The organism is Dictyobacter formicarum (assembly GCF_016587435.1).
On sequence record NZ_BNJJ01000023.1, the window covers coordinates 99,658 to 116,355 of the forward strand.

11 protein-coding genes are annotated in these 16,698 nt (G+C 52.0%); 9 read left to right on the forward strand and 2 right to left on the reverse strand.

All coding sequences use genetic code 11. The features are described from left to right. Positions 1–153: 153 nt before the first annotated feature. From ppk1 to JMI88_RS31155, 6 genes are all read left to right on the forward strand, one after another. On the forward strand, positions 154–2,307 hold the full coding sequence (gene ppk1 / locus JMI88_RS31130; protein WP_201365942.1) for a polyphosphate kinase 1: 2,154 nt from the start codon (positions 154–156) through the stop codon (positions 2,305–2,307). Positions 2,308–2,675: 368 nt separating this feature from the next. Then, positions 2,676–4,043 (forward strand): CCA tRNA nucleotidyltransferase, encoded by a 1,368-nt coding sequence (locus tag JMI88_RS31135; protein ID WP_201365943.1) that lies wholly within the window; start codon positions 2,676–2,678, stop codon positions 4,041–4,043. A gap of 124 nt (positions 4,044–4,167) precedes the next feature. Next, the gene (locus JMI88_RS31140; RefSeq protein ID WP_201365944.1) at positions 4,168–4,347 is read left to right on the forward strand and encodes a hypothetical protein; all 180 of its coding nucleotides are present in this window, start codon (positions 4,168–4,170) and stop codon (positions 4,345–4,347) included. Positions 4,348–4,483: 136 nt separating this feature from the next. Further along, entirely contained in the window at positions 4,484–5,014 is a 531-nt protein-coding gene (locus JMI88_RS31145; protein ID WP_201365945.1) for a hypothetical protein, read from the forward strand. Between the two features lie 464 nt (positions 5,015–5,478). Further along, complete coding sequence (locus JMI88_RS31150; protein WP_201365946.1) at positions 5,479–7,149, forward strand: ribonuclease J; 1,671 nt, start codon at positions 5,479–5,481, stop codon at positions 7,147–7,149. Between the two features lie 1,125 nt (positions 7,150–8,274). Beyond that, entirely contained in the window at positions 8,275–11,022 is a 2,748-nt protein-coding gene (locus JMI88_RS31155) for a DNA translocase FtsK (protein ID WP_201365947.1), read from the forward strand. A gap of 261 nt (positions 11,023–11,283) precedes the next feature. Here JMI88_RS31155 and JMI88_RS31160 read toward each other — a convergent pair whose 3' ends face one another. After that, on the reverse strand, positions 11,284–12,138 hold the full coding sequence (locus JMI88_RS31160; protein ID WP_201365948.1) for a GNAT family N-acetyltransferase: 855 nt from the start codon (positions 12,136–12,138) through the stop codon (positions 11,284–11,286). Positions 12,139–12,173: 35 nt separating this feature from the next. Continuing rightward, positions 12,174–12,902, reverse strand: a complete 729-nt coding sequence (gene trmD, locus JMI88_RS31165) for a tRNA (guanosine(37)-N1)-methyltransferase TrmD (protein WP_201365949.1) — start codon at positions 12,900–12,902, stop codon at positions 12,174–12,176. Positions 12,903–13,045: 143 nt separating this feature from the next. Here trmD and JMI88_RS31170 point away from each other — a divergent pair, with 143 nt between their 5' ends. The 3 genes from JMI88_RS31170 to JMI88_RS31180 all read left to right on the forward strand — a co-directional run bounded on the left by JMI88_RS31170 (position 13,046) and on the right by JMI88_RS31180 (position 16,455). After that, positions 13,046–14,635: a sensor histidine kinase gene (locus tag JMI88_RS31170; protein WP_201365950.1), complete on the forward strand. Its 1,590-nt coding sequence runs from the start codon at positions 13,046–13,048 to the stop codon at positions 14,633–14,635. A 2-nt stretch (positions 14,636–14,637) separates the two neighbouring features. Continuing rightward, positions 14,638–15,366, forward strand: a complete 729-nt coding sequence (locus JMI88_RS31175; protein ID WP_201365971.1) for a response regulator transcription factor — start codon at positions 14,638–14,640, stop codon at positions 15,364–15,366. A 99-nt stretch (positions 15,367–15,465) separates the two neighbouring features. Further along, entirely contained in the window at positions 15,466–16,455 is a 990-nt protein-coding gene (locus JMI88_RS31180; protein WP_201365951.1) for a uroporphyrinogen decarboxylase family protein, read from the forward strand. Positions 16,456–16,698 lie beyond the last annotated feature (243 nt).

The window sequence follows — 16,698 nt, forward strand, 5'->3', positions numbered from 1 at the left end:
ACTCAGCTTTTTCAATGATGATATAAATTTAGAAACTTCTATGCGATGCGGTTACAAAAGGAACGACTGACACCAAGAGGCCTGTTTGCCACATTTTCGGAATACATGATAAAATATTTCAGGTACAGGCGCCAACAGAGCGGGGAATATCTTATGGATCAACAAATCTTGAACAGCTCAGCCACTTCTCCTTTAGAGAGGCCTGATCTTTATATCAACCGAGAGCTAAGTTGGATCGAGTTCAACCGACGCGTCTTTGCCGAAGCCAAGGACGCCCGCCATCCACTTCTAGAGCGAGTCAAATTTATCTCCATTTTTGAAACTAACCTCGATGAATTTATTATGATCCGCCTGGCTGGCCTGAAGGATCTGATCGATTCACGTACCGCACCGCGCAGTCCCGATGGAAGAACAGCCGAGCAGCAATTGGCCGCAGTACGCCAGCGCCTGGCCCCGCTGGTTCAGGAGGTGCGCCGTTACTGGCGGCAGGTGCTATTACCGCTGCTGGGTCAGGAGCATATTCATATTCTTGATTATGAGCAGCTAGACGCCAAGCAACGTGATGCCATGCGTCGTTATTTTGAAAATGAGATTTTTCCTGTCTTGACGCCTCTGGCCGTAGATAAAGGACATCCTTTTCCGCATATCTCCAACCGCAGCTTAAACCTGGCCGTAGTGATTGCCTCCAACGATGAGGAGCAAGAGGATCTGTTTGCGCGCATCAAAGTACCACCAGCCCTGCCGCGTTTGCTGCCGGTACCTGTCTCCTCGGAAGAGCCCCGGGCGGTAGCGTTTGTCTGGCTGGAGCAGGTGATTGCCGCCAACCTGCAGATGCTCTTTCCTGGTTTTGAAATCTGGGAATCCTACCCCTTCCGCGTCTTACGAGATGCCGACATTGAGTTACAGGAAGACGAAGCAGCCGATCTGTTGGAATACATCGAGCAAGAGGTGCGAGAGCGCCGCTTCGGTGTCGTTGTCGATCTGGCCGTCAACCCCTCGATGCCAGTACGTATTCGCAGCTTGCTGTTGGAGAATCTAGAAATTAGCGAAAACGACCTGACGATCATCGATGGACCTCTGGGCATGGGTGACGTCATCGAGCTACACAGCATCACGCGACCCGATCTGAAAGATCCGCCCTTTACGCCGCGTGTGCCACTCATTATTCGTAATAGTGAAAATATTTTTGATGCCATACAAAAGCACGACATCCTGTTACACCATCCCTATGACAGCTTTAATCCGGTGGTTGATTTTATTCGTGCTGCAGCCGAAGATCCACAGGTACTGGCGATCAAACAGACTCTCTATCGCGTGGGATCGAATGCCCCTATCGTGAATGCCCTGCTGCAAGCCGTTGAGAATGGCAAGCAGGTAGCGGTACTGGTAGAATTAAAAGCGCGCTTCGACGAAGAAAACAATATCGGCTGGGCACGCGAGCTAGAGCGCGCAGGTGTACACGTCGTTTATGGCCTGGTAGGACTCAAGACCCACGGCAAAGTCGCCATGGTTGTGCGTAAAGAAGATGATGGCCTGCGGCGCTACATCCACCTGGGCACCGGCAACTACAATGCCTCGACCGCCAAAATTTACGAAGACCTGTGCATGTTTACCAGTCGCTACGACATTGGTATGGATGTGACTTCACTGTTTAACTCGCTGACCGGTTATTCGCGGCAGGGTGCTTATCGTAAATTGCTGGTAGCGCCAGTCAGTCTGCGCCAAGGGATCATCGAGCGCATCGAACGAGAGATAGAGATCCACAAAACGAACGGCAACGGGAAACTGATCTTTAAAATGAATGCCCTGGTCGATCCTGAAGTGATCGACTATCTCTATCGAGCGTCCCAGGCCGGCGTGGAAATCGAACTGATTATTCGCGGTGTCTGCAGCCTGCGTCCCGGCGTGCCAGGGGTGAGCGAAACCATTCGCGTACGCAGCATCATTGGACGCTTCCTGGAGCACAGTCGTATCTACTACTTTGGCAATGACGGCAAGCCTGAAATCTACCTGGGCAGTGCCGACATGATGCAGCGCAACCTGAACAACCGCGTTGAAGTGCTCTTTCCCATTCAGTCGCAAAGCATGAAACGCGCCCTGATGGAGCGCATGATTATTCCCATCCTTGCCGACAACGCCAACGCCCATGAACTGTTGCCAGACGGCAACTACCAGGCCATCCGACCCAAGGCCGGGGAAGCACTCTTCGACAGCCAGAAATGGTTCTTAGAGCATCCCTTATTCGAATTCGACGAAGACAGCGAGCATACAAATCCCACTATCAGCGCTATTCCCTCCAGCTCCTAAAAAAACGTGCGGTTCGCGCCTTCGGCTCCGGAAATCGGGTGCAAGGCCCGAATCTATGGGAACACGCCCGAAAACCATGCGCTTCGCACCTGTGTTGCTCAAAAGCGGCCGCGCATGCGGACGCCCGAAAAGGGGCGCTTTGCTTCCTCTCACCAGAAGGGTCAGACATATTCTAACCGGGTCAGAGCAGGAAAGATTAATCTACATCAGGACCCACTTTAAAGAAGCTATCTGAACATGATACAATAGTCCCATTGTAAGATTTGCGATGGGATTATTATCATACCCGATTTAAGACCGTAGCTAACTGTGCACTAAAATCAGCACAGCAGTTACGAACGAAACGAAGCGGATACATAGATTTTAGTATGCTTGAAACTATCAAAATGCTGGCCGAAATTTTTCGCGCCCAGCATAAACAACTCTATATTGTTGGAGGCACCGTACGTGATGGCTTGCTGCAGAGAGGGCAATCAAACGACGGCGACCTGGCAACGGACGCCCGGCCCGAGGAGATCAAGCGCCTGGTGGCTCCAACACATCCAACTGCCGTTGTCCTGGTAGGGGAGCGGTTTGGAACCGTGCGTCTCCACTATGAGAACAGCATCATTGAAATCACCACATTTCGCTCCGAACGCTATGATCCAGAGTCACGTAAGCCCGAGGTTTGTTTTGGGGATAGCCTGGAAGAAGACCTGGCACGCCGGGATTTTACCATTAATGCCCTGGCTCGCAATCCTCTTAATGGTCGCATCATCGATTTATTCAATGGTCAGCAAGACCTGGAAAATCATGTGTTACGGGCGGTCGGCAATGAACCAGATAAACGCTTCAACGAAGATCCACTGCGGTTATTGCGAGCGGTACGCTTTGCTGCGCAGCTCGATTTTGAGATTGACAGCGGAACGCGGGCCGCGATTGTACGGCAGGCCAGCACTCTGCAGAAGATCAGCCGGGAACGTATTCGCGACGAGATGAACAAGTTGCTGCTTTCACCTCATCCAGCCAAGGGTCTGGATCTGCTGGTTGGTTTAGGTTTGATGGAATGGATTATTCCAGAGGTGATGGAACTGCGCGGTGTCAGCCAGCGGCCCACGACCGGTCGCGCCAGCAAAGACGTGTATATCCATGTTTTACGTGTTGTCGAGCGCTCCTCTGCCCGGCCTGTAGCGCGCTGGGGCGCACTGCTACATGATATCGCCAAGCCACGCACCAAGGTGGTGGAAGACAACAAGGTCCATTTCTTCGGCCATGAAGATGTCGGCGCCTACATGGCCCGCGACATCCTGAAGCGCCTGCACTTTGATCGCGAGTTTATACACAACGTCAGCCAGGTTGTCAAACTACACATGCGGGCCAATGCCTACACATCTGATTGGACAGATGGGGCCGTGCGCCGACTGATGCTGGACAGCGGGGATATCTTGCCAGACCTGCTTGATCTCTCACGAGCAGATATTACCAGCTACCGTATGGACAAAGTCAATCGAGCCGCCGCCCGCGTACAAGAGCTGTCAGAGCGCTGCCAGCGACTGCGAGAAGAGGCCGAGCGCGTCCCCCTGCGCAGTCCTTTGGACGGCAATGAGTTAATGGAGCTCTTCGACCGTGGTCCTGGGCCCTGGTTGCGTCCCTTAAAAGATCATCTATTGAGCCTGGTTATTGATGGCATTCTGGCGGCCGACGATAAAGAGGAAGCAACCAGAATCGCCCAGAAAATTATGAATGAACAACAGTAAAGCGAAAGTTGATGTAATAGTATGCGTGTAGAAAAGGATTTCGTATTACCTGGAAAACCAATATTTCTGGCGTCGCACCTATCTAGGATTGGAGACGCCACTGGTCAGCCTGCCCACGGAAGTTATGGAGCAACTATTTACTTCGCTGGTTGATGCCCTCAGCCGTGGTGTCAGCGTCACCCTGCTCCTGCCGAACAATCCCAATGTGGGTCGTGATTTTACCGATGACGGCCTGAAATTTTTGTGGGAACTTGCACCGGAGGCAGTGACATCTGGTAAACTGCAGGTATACACATCTGAATGACAATGACATCCCTTTTGAAACAAACAACCCTGATGACACGCCTGAAGAGCGAGCCGCAGAGGTCTCGGCGCCCTAGTAAGAAGAGAGAAACAGGAAGCCGACAAATTTAGCCACAGATTAAGAAAGAGGTTTTTATATGGCAAGTAATAATACATCGGGGGGCAAAAAAGGGCCGGATAAGCCGGATGCAACCGGGATGCAGAACACGCAGATGCCACCAGCGAACAATACAGCGTCTTCGGCCGCCCGACCCGCTGCGAAGCCTCGCAAAGGGCATCAGCACCATGGCAGCAAAGGAGCGCGGCCAGCCGTTGGCGGCACAGCTATACCCGGAGCCAAATCCACCCAGGCTCGGCAAATCTCTGAGTCTAGCAATCCTCAGCAACAACAGTATGAGAGCTATAACAGAGACATGCGCCGTCGCATGGAGCGCATGGGATACGAAAATGAAGAAAATCGCACCATAACCGCGCAGAGCCAGCGCCAGAAGCGTATAGAGCGCATAGAGCAGCGCCGCCAGCAACAGCTTGCCCATGTCAAACGGAATCTGCCTGGTGGTAAGGTCGACACCAGCCCACGTCGAGTCTATTGGATGATCGCAGGCGTTGCCATCCTGATTATCCTCCTGATTGTCGCCTTTGCCATCTGGCGAGCCACCGGCCACTAAACCTTTGCAAAAAACATGATCTATACATAGGTGCGCCCCTTGCGGGCGCTTGTCTGTTTTTTCGCTCGAAAACGCACTTGATAAACATTAAGGAGCGATTTAAATCAATGTATCACATTGTTATTGTTTCTTTTTCGAGTGTGAAAGGACAAAAGCGCCCGCAATAGGTACACCTATAGTGTTTGCCCCGGCCTATCCAGGACTCTCTCCCACCGCCCCTACCGGCAGCATGCTTTCTATAAAAGACCAGCCCCGGGCATAAATCACACCCCTAACGTGTTATAATAAATAAAAAATATTGCAAACTTGTGCCTATCTCTCTGTTATGATACACTTCAAATGGCAAAGTATTGCCTGAATATGGCTTTTACTCCTGTGGTAGAGGCAGGAGTGGAGATAAATATAAAAAGCACTTTTATTGTTAATTAATTGCATTAGGTTGTGGATAGGAGGTTGTTTATACCTTGACAACAGAAAAAGTTCGACTTGTCCCACTCGGTGGCCTGGGAGAAGTTGGCAAAAATATGATGGTTGTAGAGTATGGTGAAGACATCATCATTGTGGATGTAGGGGTGATGTTCCCCGACGAAGAGATGTTCGGGGTTGACCTGGTAATCCCCGATACAAGCTATCTGACGGATAAAAAAGACCGTATTCGTGCTATTCTGATCACCCACGGTCATGAAGACCATGTAGGTGCCCTCCCATATGTTTTGCCGATGCTCGATTTCCCCCCCATCTTTGCAACCCGTTTGACCCAGGGGTTGATCAATGTGAAACTGAAAGAGCACCGTTTACTGGATAAAGTATCCGTGAACCCGATTGCTCCTGGTGACCAGATAGAGCTTGGTTCCTGTTTCGCAGAGTTTTTTCGGGTCAATCATAGTATACCAGATGCTATTGGTATCGTAATTCACACGCCGATTGGCGCAGTTGTTCATACGGGCGATTATAAGTTCGATTACACACCAGTTGATGGCAAACCAGCCGACCTGGGACTACTAGGAAAGATCGGCAATGATGGCGTGCTTGTGATGATGGGTGACAGTACCCGCGTAGAATCGCCTGGCTATACTCCGTCTGAGCGAGTTATCAATGACTCATTCGACAAGATTTTCGCCAATGCACCGGGCCGCATTTTAATTGCTACCTTTGCCTCCCTGATTTCACGCGTACAGCAGGTACTGGATACCGCACAGCGCTATGAACGCTTTGTGGCCTTTATGGGTCGCAGCATGCAGAACAATGTGCAGATGGCCATCGAATTGGGATACCTCAATATGCCGAAGGGCATGTTGATCCGGCCCGAGGACATTAACAAATTTAATCCAGACCAGGTTGTGATTGTCTGTACTGGCAGCCAGGGCGAGCCAACCTCCGCGTTGACGCGCATCGCCAATCAGGATCACCGCCAGATTCGCATACAGCCAGGGGACAGCGTCATCTTGTCCGCTACCCCGGTTCCAGGCAACGAAAAAATGGTGCATCGTACCATTAACAGCTTGTTCCGGCAGGGTGCCGAGGTATACTATCAGGGTATCTCAAATGTGCATGTATCCGGGCATGGAGCGCAGGAAGAGCTGAAGTTAATGCTCAGCCTGTTGCGACCACGCTTCTTCGTGCCGGTGCACGGTGAATACCGCCAGCTGGTCCTACATGCCAAACTGGCATATTCGCTTGGCATTCCAGAACAGAACATTATTGTGGCTGAAGATGGTGATATTATTGATGTCACCGAAGACTCCATTCAACTGAAGGAACATGTTTCATCCGGCAACGTGTTTGTCGATGGTCTCAGTGTTGGTGGCGTCGGACAAATCGTCTTGCGCGATCGCAAAGTCTTGTCACAAGATGGCATCCTGATGGTGGTACTCACCATCGACAAAGAGAGCGGACAGCCACTTGCAGGACCCGACATTGTCTCGCGTGGCTTTGTATATATGCGCGACTCAGAAGAGCTGCTTGAGAACTCCCGCCTGCGCGTCCTTGATGCACTGAACGGTTTCGATAAGCGTCCTCACAGCGGTTCCGATTGGTCCTTCGTCAAGGACAAGATTAAACATACGCTCAGTGAGTTCCTCTACGAACAAACTCGCCGTCGTCCAATGATCCTGCCCATGGTGATGGAAGTATAAAAATAAAAAGACAGGGAGGAGTTTTTCCTCCCTGTCTTTTTATTTTTTGGGAGCTCCTGCGCGGGCGGGCGCATACGCGCCCGCTCCCTTTTTCATTCTGATTTGTGAAGCGTGTGCCTCGGCACACGCTTCACAAATCAGAATAATTGTTTTTGATTAATATGCGACAAAAAACTGTGCCGTTGCACAGTTTTTTGTCGCATATTAATCAAAAACAACGGGCGCGTCAGCGCCCGTACCTTTGTCCCCATTACTATATGCTGAAGGCAAGAAGCTTTTATAATGGGAAATTGCGGCCTGAATATATTATACCCATCGAAACAGGCTGCCTTTCCGTATAGTAAAGACGAGGGTCTGGCTGAATTCATCGATTATCAGGCCAGAAACTGTTAAAATATGTATATGTTGTAATAAGTCTGGCAAGTAGGTCACTAATAGGTAAACAGGTTAATTGTTTTGAAAATATCGAAGGAATTATGCACCATAAATAGATTTTACATGGTTCTGTTACCGAACGTCCGAGCTATCCTCTATTGCTTCTGTGGAACATTTGGGCTATTATACACTTGTCTGACTCTTAGAAAAGGAGGGAACCAGCAACATGGCAGGCAGCGATCGCAAAGCAGAGGCGAGGCGTAAAGGCGATAGGGTAGTGCCAAGCCTCGATCGTGGCTACTCGCGCGCTAGCCGAGCTGTTGGGGGACAAGGTTCAATAAGCTCGCAACGGGTTGAACAGCGCTCGAACTCAGCGTCACCAAAGCAAGGTTCGCGCGGTAGTGGGAGTGGTGGAGCGTCCAGGCAAGCCGCGCGAGGCCGTCAGGATGCTGGGGCCAAGGGGGAAAGAACAATAGTAAATCATCTTCCCGTTCACAGAGGTCTTCACGAACTCCTTCAGCACCCAGTGATGTCAAAGATACACAATTCCTCCAGTGGATACTGGATAAATGGAATAGTCTGTCTCCAAATCAACAGCAGCGCATTTCTAATTCATTATTGCTTGTATTATCTTTACTTTTATTCTCGTCTTTAACTATTCTTAGTTCGGCACCGATTTGGAGCAACATCGGCAAGTTCTTTCTAGTTTTTCTTGGCTGGTCTGCATATGTTCTGGCCTTTGGCTTTGTAATGTTTGCAGTGACGCGCCTGTGTGAAAGTTTGCGCAATGAGCAATTGATCCGAAACTCGATGGTATTCGGTTTAGTTGTGCTGTGCCTGCTGGTGCTCTTAGAGAGTCGCCTGATTATGGGTCCTCTCACCGCCGGGGCGCTGGCCGATGTACTGGCACTGCCTTTTCAAGGTTGGCCACCAGCTGTAGGGCATGTACTGGTCATTGGGCTTATTTTGGTTGTGACGATTTTTACGTTCCGCATTACGTTTGCCCATGTGCTGATGGTGTATCGCTTTATTGAGCGTATTATTGGCGATGGGCCACGTGGTGAAGAAGAGGATGAGGAAGAGCTCGATGTCGCTCCATCGCGTTTTCTGGGCCAGCGACCGCAATTCAGCCGCTATAGTGCGGCCAGCAAGGCGGCTCTGGACGATTTTGAAGATGCCGATGAGCGCGAGGATGAACTGGAACTTCCATCGACCCCTTCGCGGCGGCAATCGCCCTCGCGTTCTGGTAAGGCCGCCCCGGCGGCGCGAGCCTCCAGGCAGCCAGCTGCTCCACTCGTCGATGAAGAGATCTACTACGACGATGGCTTCAACAGCTACGATGACTATAGTGATAAGACAATTGCCATCGAGCCAGAAGAATATGAGTACGAAGACGAAAACTATTATTTTGACGACGAGGACCCACTCAACGATATCAACCTGCATAAGCAACATATCAGTATGGTGCCGCGCGGAGTCCATGATCCGCAGCCATTAGATATCACTGACCATACCGGGGCGACGCGGGGAGCGCGTCAGCAGGCATTGTCATTTGATGATCAGACAGTTATAGATGATGATGTCGTGCTGCAGCCAGCTCCAGGCAATGAGCCCTTGATACTGGAACCCAAGCCGCGTGCCGAGGCGGCTAAACCTGGTCGGCAGATTCGCCAGGTGGCGCCAAATCCCCCGGTTCCGGTGCAGCGTCAGGCTAGCGCGGCCACCCCTGCTGTTTCGGCTGCTTCGAAAAAAATGGCGGCCGCCGTGGCCAGCGCTAATACACCAAACATTAAATCAAGCTGGCAGTTACCAAAGATTGATGTGCTACAGGCACCTGATAGCATGAAGCAGCAGATTTTTTCGGAAGACACAGCTGCTCTGGCCAAGTTGATTCAGGACACGCTACGCAGTTTCCGCGTTGAAGCCGAAGTACGCGAAGAAGATATCAGCATTGGCCCAACCATTATTCGTTTTGGTATTCGTCCCACAGGCCGACCACAGATGATCGTGGATGAAAAAAGCGGCAAGATGGTTCCGGTGCGCGACGCTTCGGGACAAATCGTGTATGAGACACGAACCCGAGTCAGCCGCATCATGGCCTTGCAAAATGACCTGGCCCTCGTACTGGAGGCCAAGACCATTCGTATGGAAGCGCCCGTGCCCGGTCGTCCTTATGTTGGTGTTGAGATCCCCAATAAGAATAGTCGACTGGTCATGTTGCGCGAGGTATTAGAGAGCAAAGAGTTCCATGCCGCCAAAGTTAAGTCCAAGCTCTCGATTGGTCTGGGAAAAGACGTTGCGGGCCAGGTAAGGGTGGGCGATCTGGCCAAGATGCCCCACCTGTTGATCGCGGGTGCCACCGGAGCTGGCAAGAGCGTCATGATCAACGCTATTATCGCCAGCATCCTGATGCAATCCACTCCCGACGACGTGCGGCTTCTGATGGTAGACCCCAAAATGGTGGAATTGAACATGTACAATGGCATTCCCCATCTGCTGTCGCCAGTAGTCGTAGAAGTCGAGAAGGTGGTATCGCTGCTCAAGAATGCTATTGCTGAAATGGAGCGCCGCTACCGGCTCTTTTCACAGCTCGGCGTGCGCAACCTGGAAGGTTATCGCAAGCTGCGCGCCCAGAAGTTGACGCAGGGTGATACCAGCCTGAACAACCTGCCAGCTATTGTCATCATCATCGACGAGCTGGCCGACCTGATGATGGCCGCGCCAGAAGAGGTCGAAGGCATGATCTGCCGCCTGGCCCAGCTGGCCCGTGCCACCGGCATTCACCTGGTGGTCGCCACCCAGCGCCCATCGGTTGACGTTATTACAGGTCTGATCAAAGCCAACATTCCAACCCGTATCTCTTTCATGGTCAGCTCCGCCGTCGACTCCCGCACCATTATCGATATGGGAGGCGCTGAGCGGCTACTAGGTCGTGGGGATATGTTATACCTACCCGCGGACGCGGGACGTCCTGAGCGCATTCAGGGCGCGTTTCTGAGCGATGAGGAGGCCCAACGTCTGGCCGACTTCTGGCGCCAACAAATTGTGCAACATGCGCTGGCTCTGGGTATTGATCCCAATGCCGCCAATGTGCAATCTCAGGTTGAGCCTGGTTGGGAACTAAAAGTCGAGCAACCCGACGAATTTGAGTTAGAGGATGAATTGTTGGATCGAGCTGAAGATGTCGTGCGTGAGCAGGGCCGGGCCTCTATCTCATTGCTCCAGCGGCGCCTCAAAGTTGGCTACTCGCGTGCCGCCCGCTTGATCGACCTGCTCGAGCAGCGTGGCATCATTGGGCAATCAGTAGATGGAGGGCGGGCGCGCGAAGTCTACGACCACGGTCAGCGTGGAGGCGACGGACATAGTCTGGCGGATGAAGCCGACGATATCATGGTAGAAGAAAAGGCGCGCAACGATTTCCTGCGCAATCAAGCCTCGCGCTTCCAGCACAATCCACCCTCCCGCACCCCCATCGATGACGACGAAATGGACATGTAACATAGGTTCGACCCTTGCGGTCGATTGCCGCGAGCCGCAGCGAGGCGGCCCCGTTCGGGTGTGGTTCGGTTCCCTGTGGCGACTCCTTTGGCCGGGCAAGCGGTGCTCAAACGGGAAGGTTCCTCTCGGGCACCGCGTGGGCCGAGGTATCCTCCCATGAGGGATATGATCTCTGGGATACGGGGCCCCACAAACGGCGGGGCTAATCGGAGGCAAGCTCCGAACCTATTATGATTGTTTATCCGAACCTATTATGATTGTTTAAATGAAGGCGATATCGTAGACATCCTCGAGGGGACGATAGCCGATTTTCTGATAGATGCTATTAGAGGTAGGGTTGGAGAGATCGGTAAAGAGGCTACAGGCACGCCAGCCATTGTCGAGGAGACGCTGGCTCAGGGCGGAGACACAGCTAGAAGCATAGCCTTTGCCTCGTGCTTCGGGAGGCGTATAAACCGGGCCAATGTTGATAACGGTGCGCATGGCACGGCCTTTAGCCGCCATAGAGACGATCCGGCTTGCCGGAGTTTCCCAGAAAAAGAAATCGCCATTGGCGAGCCTGATTGGCAGACTGCGTGTAATGTCGTCGGCAGGTTGATCAAGATGGGCCTCTTTAGCAAAGGCCAGCATCCATTTCAGGAGTAGCTCGCGATCCCCTTGAGTCGCCTGGCGTAAACGCCCGGTTGTGATCGGAGGCTGCAGGACCTCAGTCAGTTCAAAGACGCGCTCACGCACTGCGATCCGGTAGGACTGCCCGGTAGCGGTCTGCCAGCTCCGCGCAAAATCTTCAGCCACCTTGACGGGTCCGATGCAACCGGGGAAGACTACCTGGTGGTTTTGTAGATACTCAACCAGTGTATCCAGGGCTGCCTGATGTTTTTCTGGCCGCTGGCTATAGAGGATCAGGCGATTGGGTGGCGTCATACAGGCGGCCACCAATAATCCATGTTCATCAGTGACGGTGGCCAGAAATGGAATGCTCCCATAATAATCAGGCTGGGCCTGAAGGCGCATACTGATGCCAAGCATAAGATTATTGGCCGCCTCGTTTTGGAGCAAGACATCTTGCGTCTGGGCCAGGAAATCCTGGGCGTGTGTGTGAATGGTGATCTGCATGGGCTCCCTCCGGTTATGATGATAATGACCGGGTTTTATATATGGGTTTCGTCGTCCAACTCTTTTAATATCTTTTTGTCCTGTTTACTGCTCAGGTCGAGTTTGGCGAAGAGATCGGGTCGGCGCTCACGTGTACGGCGAATCGCCTCTTTGCGGCGCCAGCGCTCGATGTTGGCGTGGTGCCCGGAGAGCAAGACATCTGGAATGCCCCAGCCGCGGAAGACTGGAGGGCGCGTATATTGGGGATATTCCAGCAGATTATTGCTATGCGACTCGTCAGCGGCCGAGCCCTCGGTCAGTACGCCGGGCGTCAGGCGACTGACGGCATCCACCACGATCATCGCCGCCAGCTCTCCGCCTGTCAGCACATAGTCACCAATAGAGATCTGATCAGTTACCAGGTGTTCGCAGACACGTTCATCGATACCCTCATAGTGGCCACAGAGAAGCGTAATGCGTGGCTCCTGGGCCAGTTCATGGGCGATTTTTTGATTAAACAGACGCCCCTGGGGCGTTAGATAAATAATGGGGCCGCCCTGATGGACCGCCTCAATGGCATTGAAAATCGGATCAGGCTTCATAACCATACCGACCCCACCGCCATAGGGATAATCATCCACAACATGGTGTTTGTCGGTCGTGACATCACGGATATTGTGCAGAGCGATACTCAAGAGATTACGCTCCTGGGCCCGCTTCAGAATACTTTCCGTAAATGGACCCTGAAACATGGCGGGGAAAAGCGTGAAAATGTCGAAATGCATGTGTCTACTCACCTCTACGTATATGTGTTACAATAACACCGTTGCCTCTTACTGGCAAGTCTATGGCTTGGATGCATAAAGCTTTTCGAACGTATACCTCGTTCTCGAAAAGACCAGTTGAAATTTCCACCGCGGAGTCTATTATGTCTTGGTTCCAGCCGCAGCACGTAGAAGATCCTCTTGATCAAATGACGGTTCTGGTGGGTAGAGCGATACAATTGCTGCGTGGTGAATCGGGTGTGTTTGTGGTCTCAAACGAAGCGTTTGATCCACAGAGCAGTGCTGAATATACACTCTATCATCTAAACAAAGCTGCCGTGCCCTTTCTGCTGGCCTATGTGCAGGAAAGCATGCAGCCAAATACATTGCATCCTCTCGTTGTAGAGACGATACCACCAGAGCTGGCCAGACAATTAGGATTGGCGGAAGAGGTGGTAGAGGGGCAAGGAGTTGAATGTGGTTCTTTGGCCCTGTATGATGAAGCGGGGCCGCTTGGAACATTGTATTTCCTACGCCTGGCCACGTTGCGCTCGTGTTTTGAACGCTACAGCAACGAAGATGACGCTGAGCAATCGGCGCTACACCTGTTCGCGACCCAGCTCGCGGGCAGCTTACGTTTCGCCCTGCGTTCTCAAGCCCTGGTAAAAGAGCAGGGCCGCCTGGCAGCTATTTTTCAATATAGCACCGAAGGCATCTTAACGGTCGATAACGCGCTGCGTATTATCGATTTTAATCCTGCCATGGAACGTTTGACTGGCTGGCGCGAAAACGAAGTCCTGGGCCAGTTCTATATCAAAGTGCTGCGCCCCAAAGATCGCCAGGGCAACGACCTGGGATTGCAGGATTCTGCGGTCCTGCAGGCATTTGCGGGTCAGGAGGTGGTCAATCGCGAGATGTTCATCTGTGCTCGTGACGGGCAGCGTTTCGCGGTAGCGGTCACCGTCTCATGTGTCCGTTCGGCGCGTGGGGAGCCCATGAACGGCATTTTAAACGTTCATGACCTGACCCGAGAACTGCAACAAGAGGAGCAGCGCTCAACGTTTATTTCTGTTATTTCGCATGAATTGCAGACGCCGATCGCGATCATCAAAGGCTACGCATCCACATTAGCACGTGCCGATGCGCGCTTTGATAGCAAGACGATTCGCTCACGCCTGGTGGCGATTGAGGAAGAGGCGGACCGCCTGAATAAGCTAGTGGGCAACCTGCTTTACGCCTCGCGCATTCAAGCTAATGGATTACAGATGGATATCACCACACTCGATCTGGAGAATCTGATTCGTAGCATGGCCCGGCGACTACGTGCCAAACATCCCGAGGCCCAGATCGAACTCTCGATACCGCCGCACTTGCCAGCTGTTATGGCCGACCGCGAGCGTATCGAAGAAGTATTACAAAATCTATTAGATAACGCCGTGAAGTACTCGCCAGGGAAACCAGAAATTACTGTTGCCTGCTATGTGACTGGAGAAGAAGTTATCGTCAGTATCATCGACACTGGCATGGGCATTGCGCTGCGCGAACAAGAGCAAATTTTTGACCGTTTTCACCGTATTGGAGAGCCGCTCTCCCAATCGACACCTGGGGCGGGTCTGGGCCTGTATATCTGTAAAGCAATTATCGAGGCCCATGGAGGGCGTATCTGGGTTGAAAGCACACTGCGCCAGGGTTCAACGTTTTCGTTTAGTTTACCGCGTGAGGAGAAAGCGCCATTACCAATGGTGGTTTTTTGATGATGGAACAGGAAGTATTTGATCAGCGTGACATGACTATTTTGATCGTGGACGATGAGCCGCGTATCCGCGATCTTGTGCGTATGAATCTGGAGTTAGAGCACTATCGCGTGCTCGAAGCCAGTAACGGCATCGAAGCCATGGACGAACTACGCGATAACCTGCCCGACCTGGTCGTATTGGACGTAATGATGCCAGAGATGGATGGCTTTGAAACCCTCAGAGCCATTCGTGAAGTATCGACTGTCCCGGTAATTATGCTTACAGTGCGGCAGAATGAACAGGATCGCATCCGTGGCCTGGACCTCGGAGCCGACGATTATATTGCCAAGCCTTTCAGTCCCCGTGAGCTACTTTCGCGTATTCGAGCACTCTTACGTCGTTCTCTAATGGCCCCTCCATCGCGTAAAACAGAGATCGTAGTTGATGATGACTTGACTATTGATTTTGCCCGCCGTGAAGTCATTGTACGTGGACAAAAAGTGGTCTTGCGGCCAACCGAGTACCGACTACTCTATCACCTGGTCAGCAATGCCGGCCGTCTGCTCACACATGAAACCTTATTATCAAAAGTCTGGGGACGAGAGTATCGTGATGAGTCGCACTATCTGCGCCTCTATATTACCTATTTACGTCAAAAGATAGAGAAAGACCCCGCACATCCACAGTATATTCTTACCGAGCGTGGAGTCGGATATCGCTTTAAAGCCCTTGATGATGTACATAAATAAGCGAGAGCATGCGTGCCCGAGCCCTTTGTATTTGTTGGTGCGCACCGTGCGCACCAACAAATGGAACAGGTTGGTTCTGGAACAGGAGAGCATTGTTTAATGAATAAAAAGGAACGCGTAGATGCAGCCCTGCGTGGCGAAAAAGTCGACCGGGTTCCCGTCAGCGTATGGGGACACGATTATGAGCGAGAGTGGGGAGTTCAATCATTAGCCGAAGCAGTGGCCGAAAATTTTAATCGCTATGATTGGGACTACGTTAAAGTGAATCCACGGGCCTCCTACCTGGTTGAAGGCTGGAAGGCCAGATATCGTCCCTCAGGTCACAAATTTCAGCCCCCTATTTGTGAATATACACCTATTAAGAGCGCTTCAGACTGGAAACGCATTCGTCCTCTGGAGCCGGATCATGGGTCCCTGGGTGAGCAACTGCGGGTATTGCAACTGGTCAACCACGAAGTTGGCTACGACGCCTATTTTGCTCAGACCATTTTTTGTCCCCTGGGTGTGGCTCGTTACCTGGCCGGCGAAAATAATGAGCCCGTGCTGTTAACCATTCGCGAAGATCGGCGCGCGTTGCATACTGCCTTACGTATCATTACAGAAACCCTGATCAACTATGCTATTGCTTGCCTGGAGCAGGGAGCGAGCGGCATCTTCTACGCAACCAACGGCTGGGCCAGCGCGGGCCTGCTCACGCAAGACCAATACCGTGAATTTGGCGAACAATATGATCTCGAGTTCTTAGACGCCATCAAGAGTCGTAGCAAATTCAATATCCTGCATAACTGTGGTGCGAACATCTACTTTGACCTGTTAGCCTCGTATCCAGTGCAGGTAATCAGCTGGGCGCCCAATCTGGAGGGTAATCCTGATTTGCGCGATGGCCGTATGCGTAGCGGAAAAGCTGTGATGGGTGGGCTCAATGAGCGCACTACCCTCAAGCAAGGGACGCCGGGGCAGGTACAGGATGAAATTGGTGCGGTTCTGGAGCAGACAGGGGGACAGGGATTATTGTTGGCGCCTGGCTGTGCTATCGCGCCCGAGACACCCGCGCAGAATCTGGAAGCCATTCGCCGTGCGTTATCTTGACACTTGCTGATGCATTCGTTATACTTCCTCATAATTCTCAACGGTGAATTGGACGTGTGGCGTAAGTGTTTTGAGATGTTTAACCTTGTCTCAATATTCGCTCCAGAGGGAGCCGGTCGCACCAGCGGCGTGGCTATGTATAGCTGAGAGCAAATAGAAATTTCCCCATCCTGGCTAATCATTATTAGATTATGCAACAGAGGGGATGAAAAATGTTGTATAGTAGTATCTAACAAATAGCAG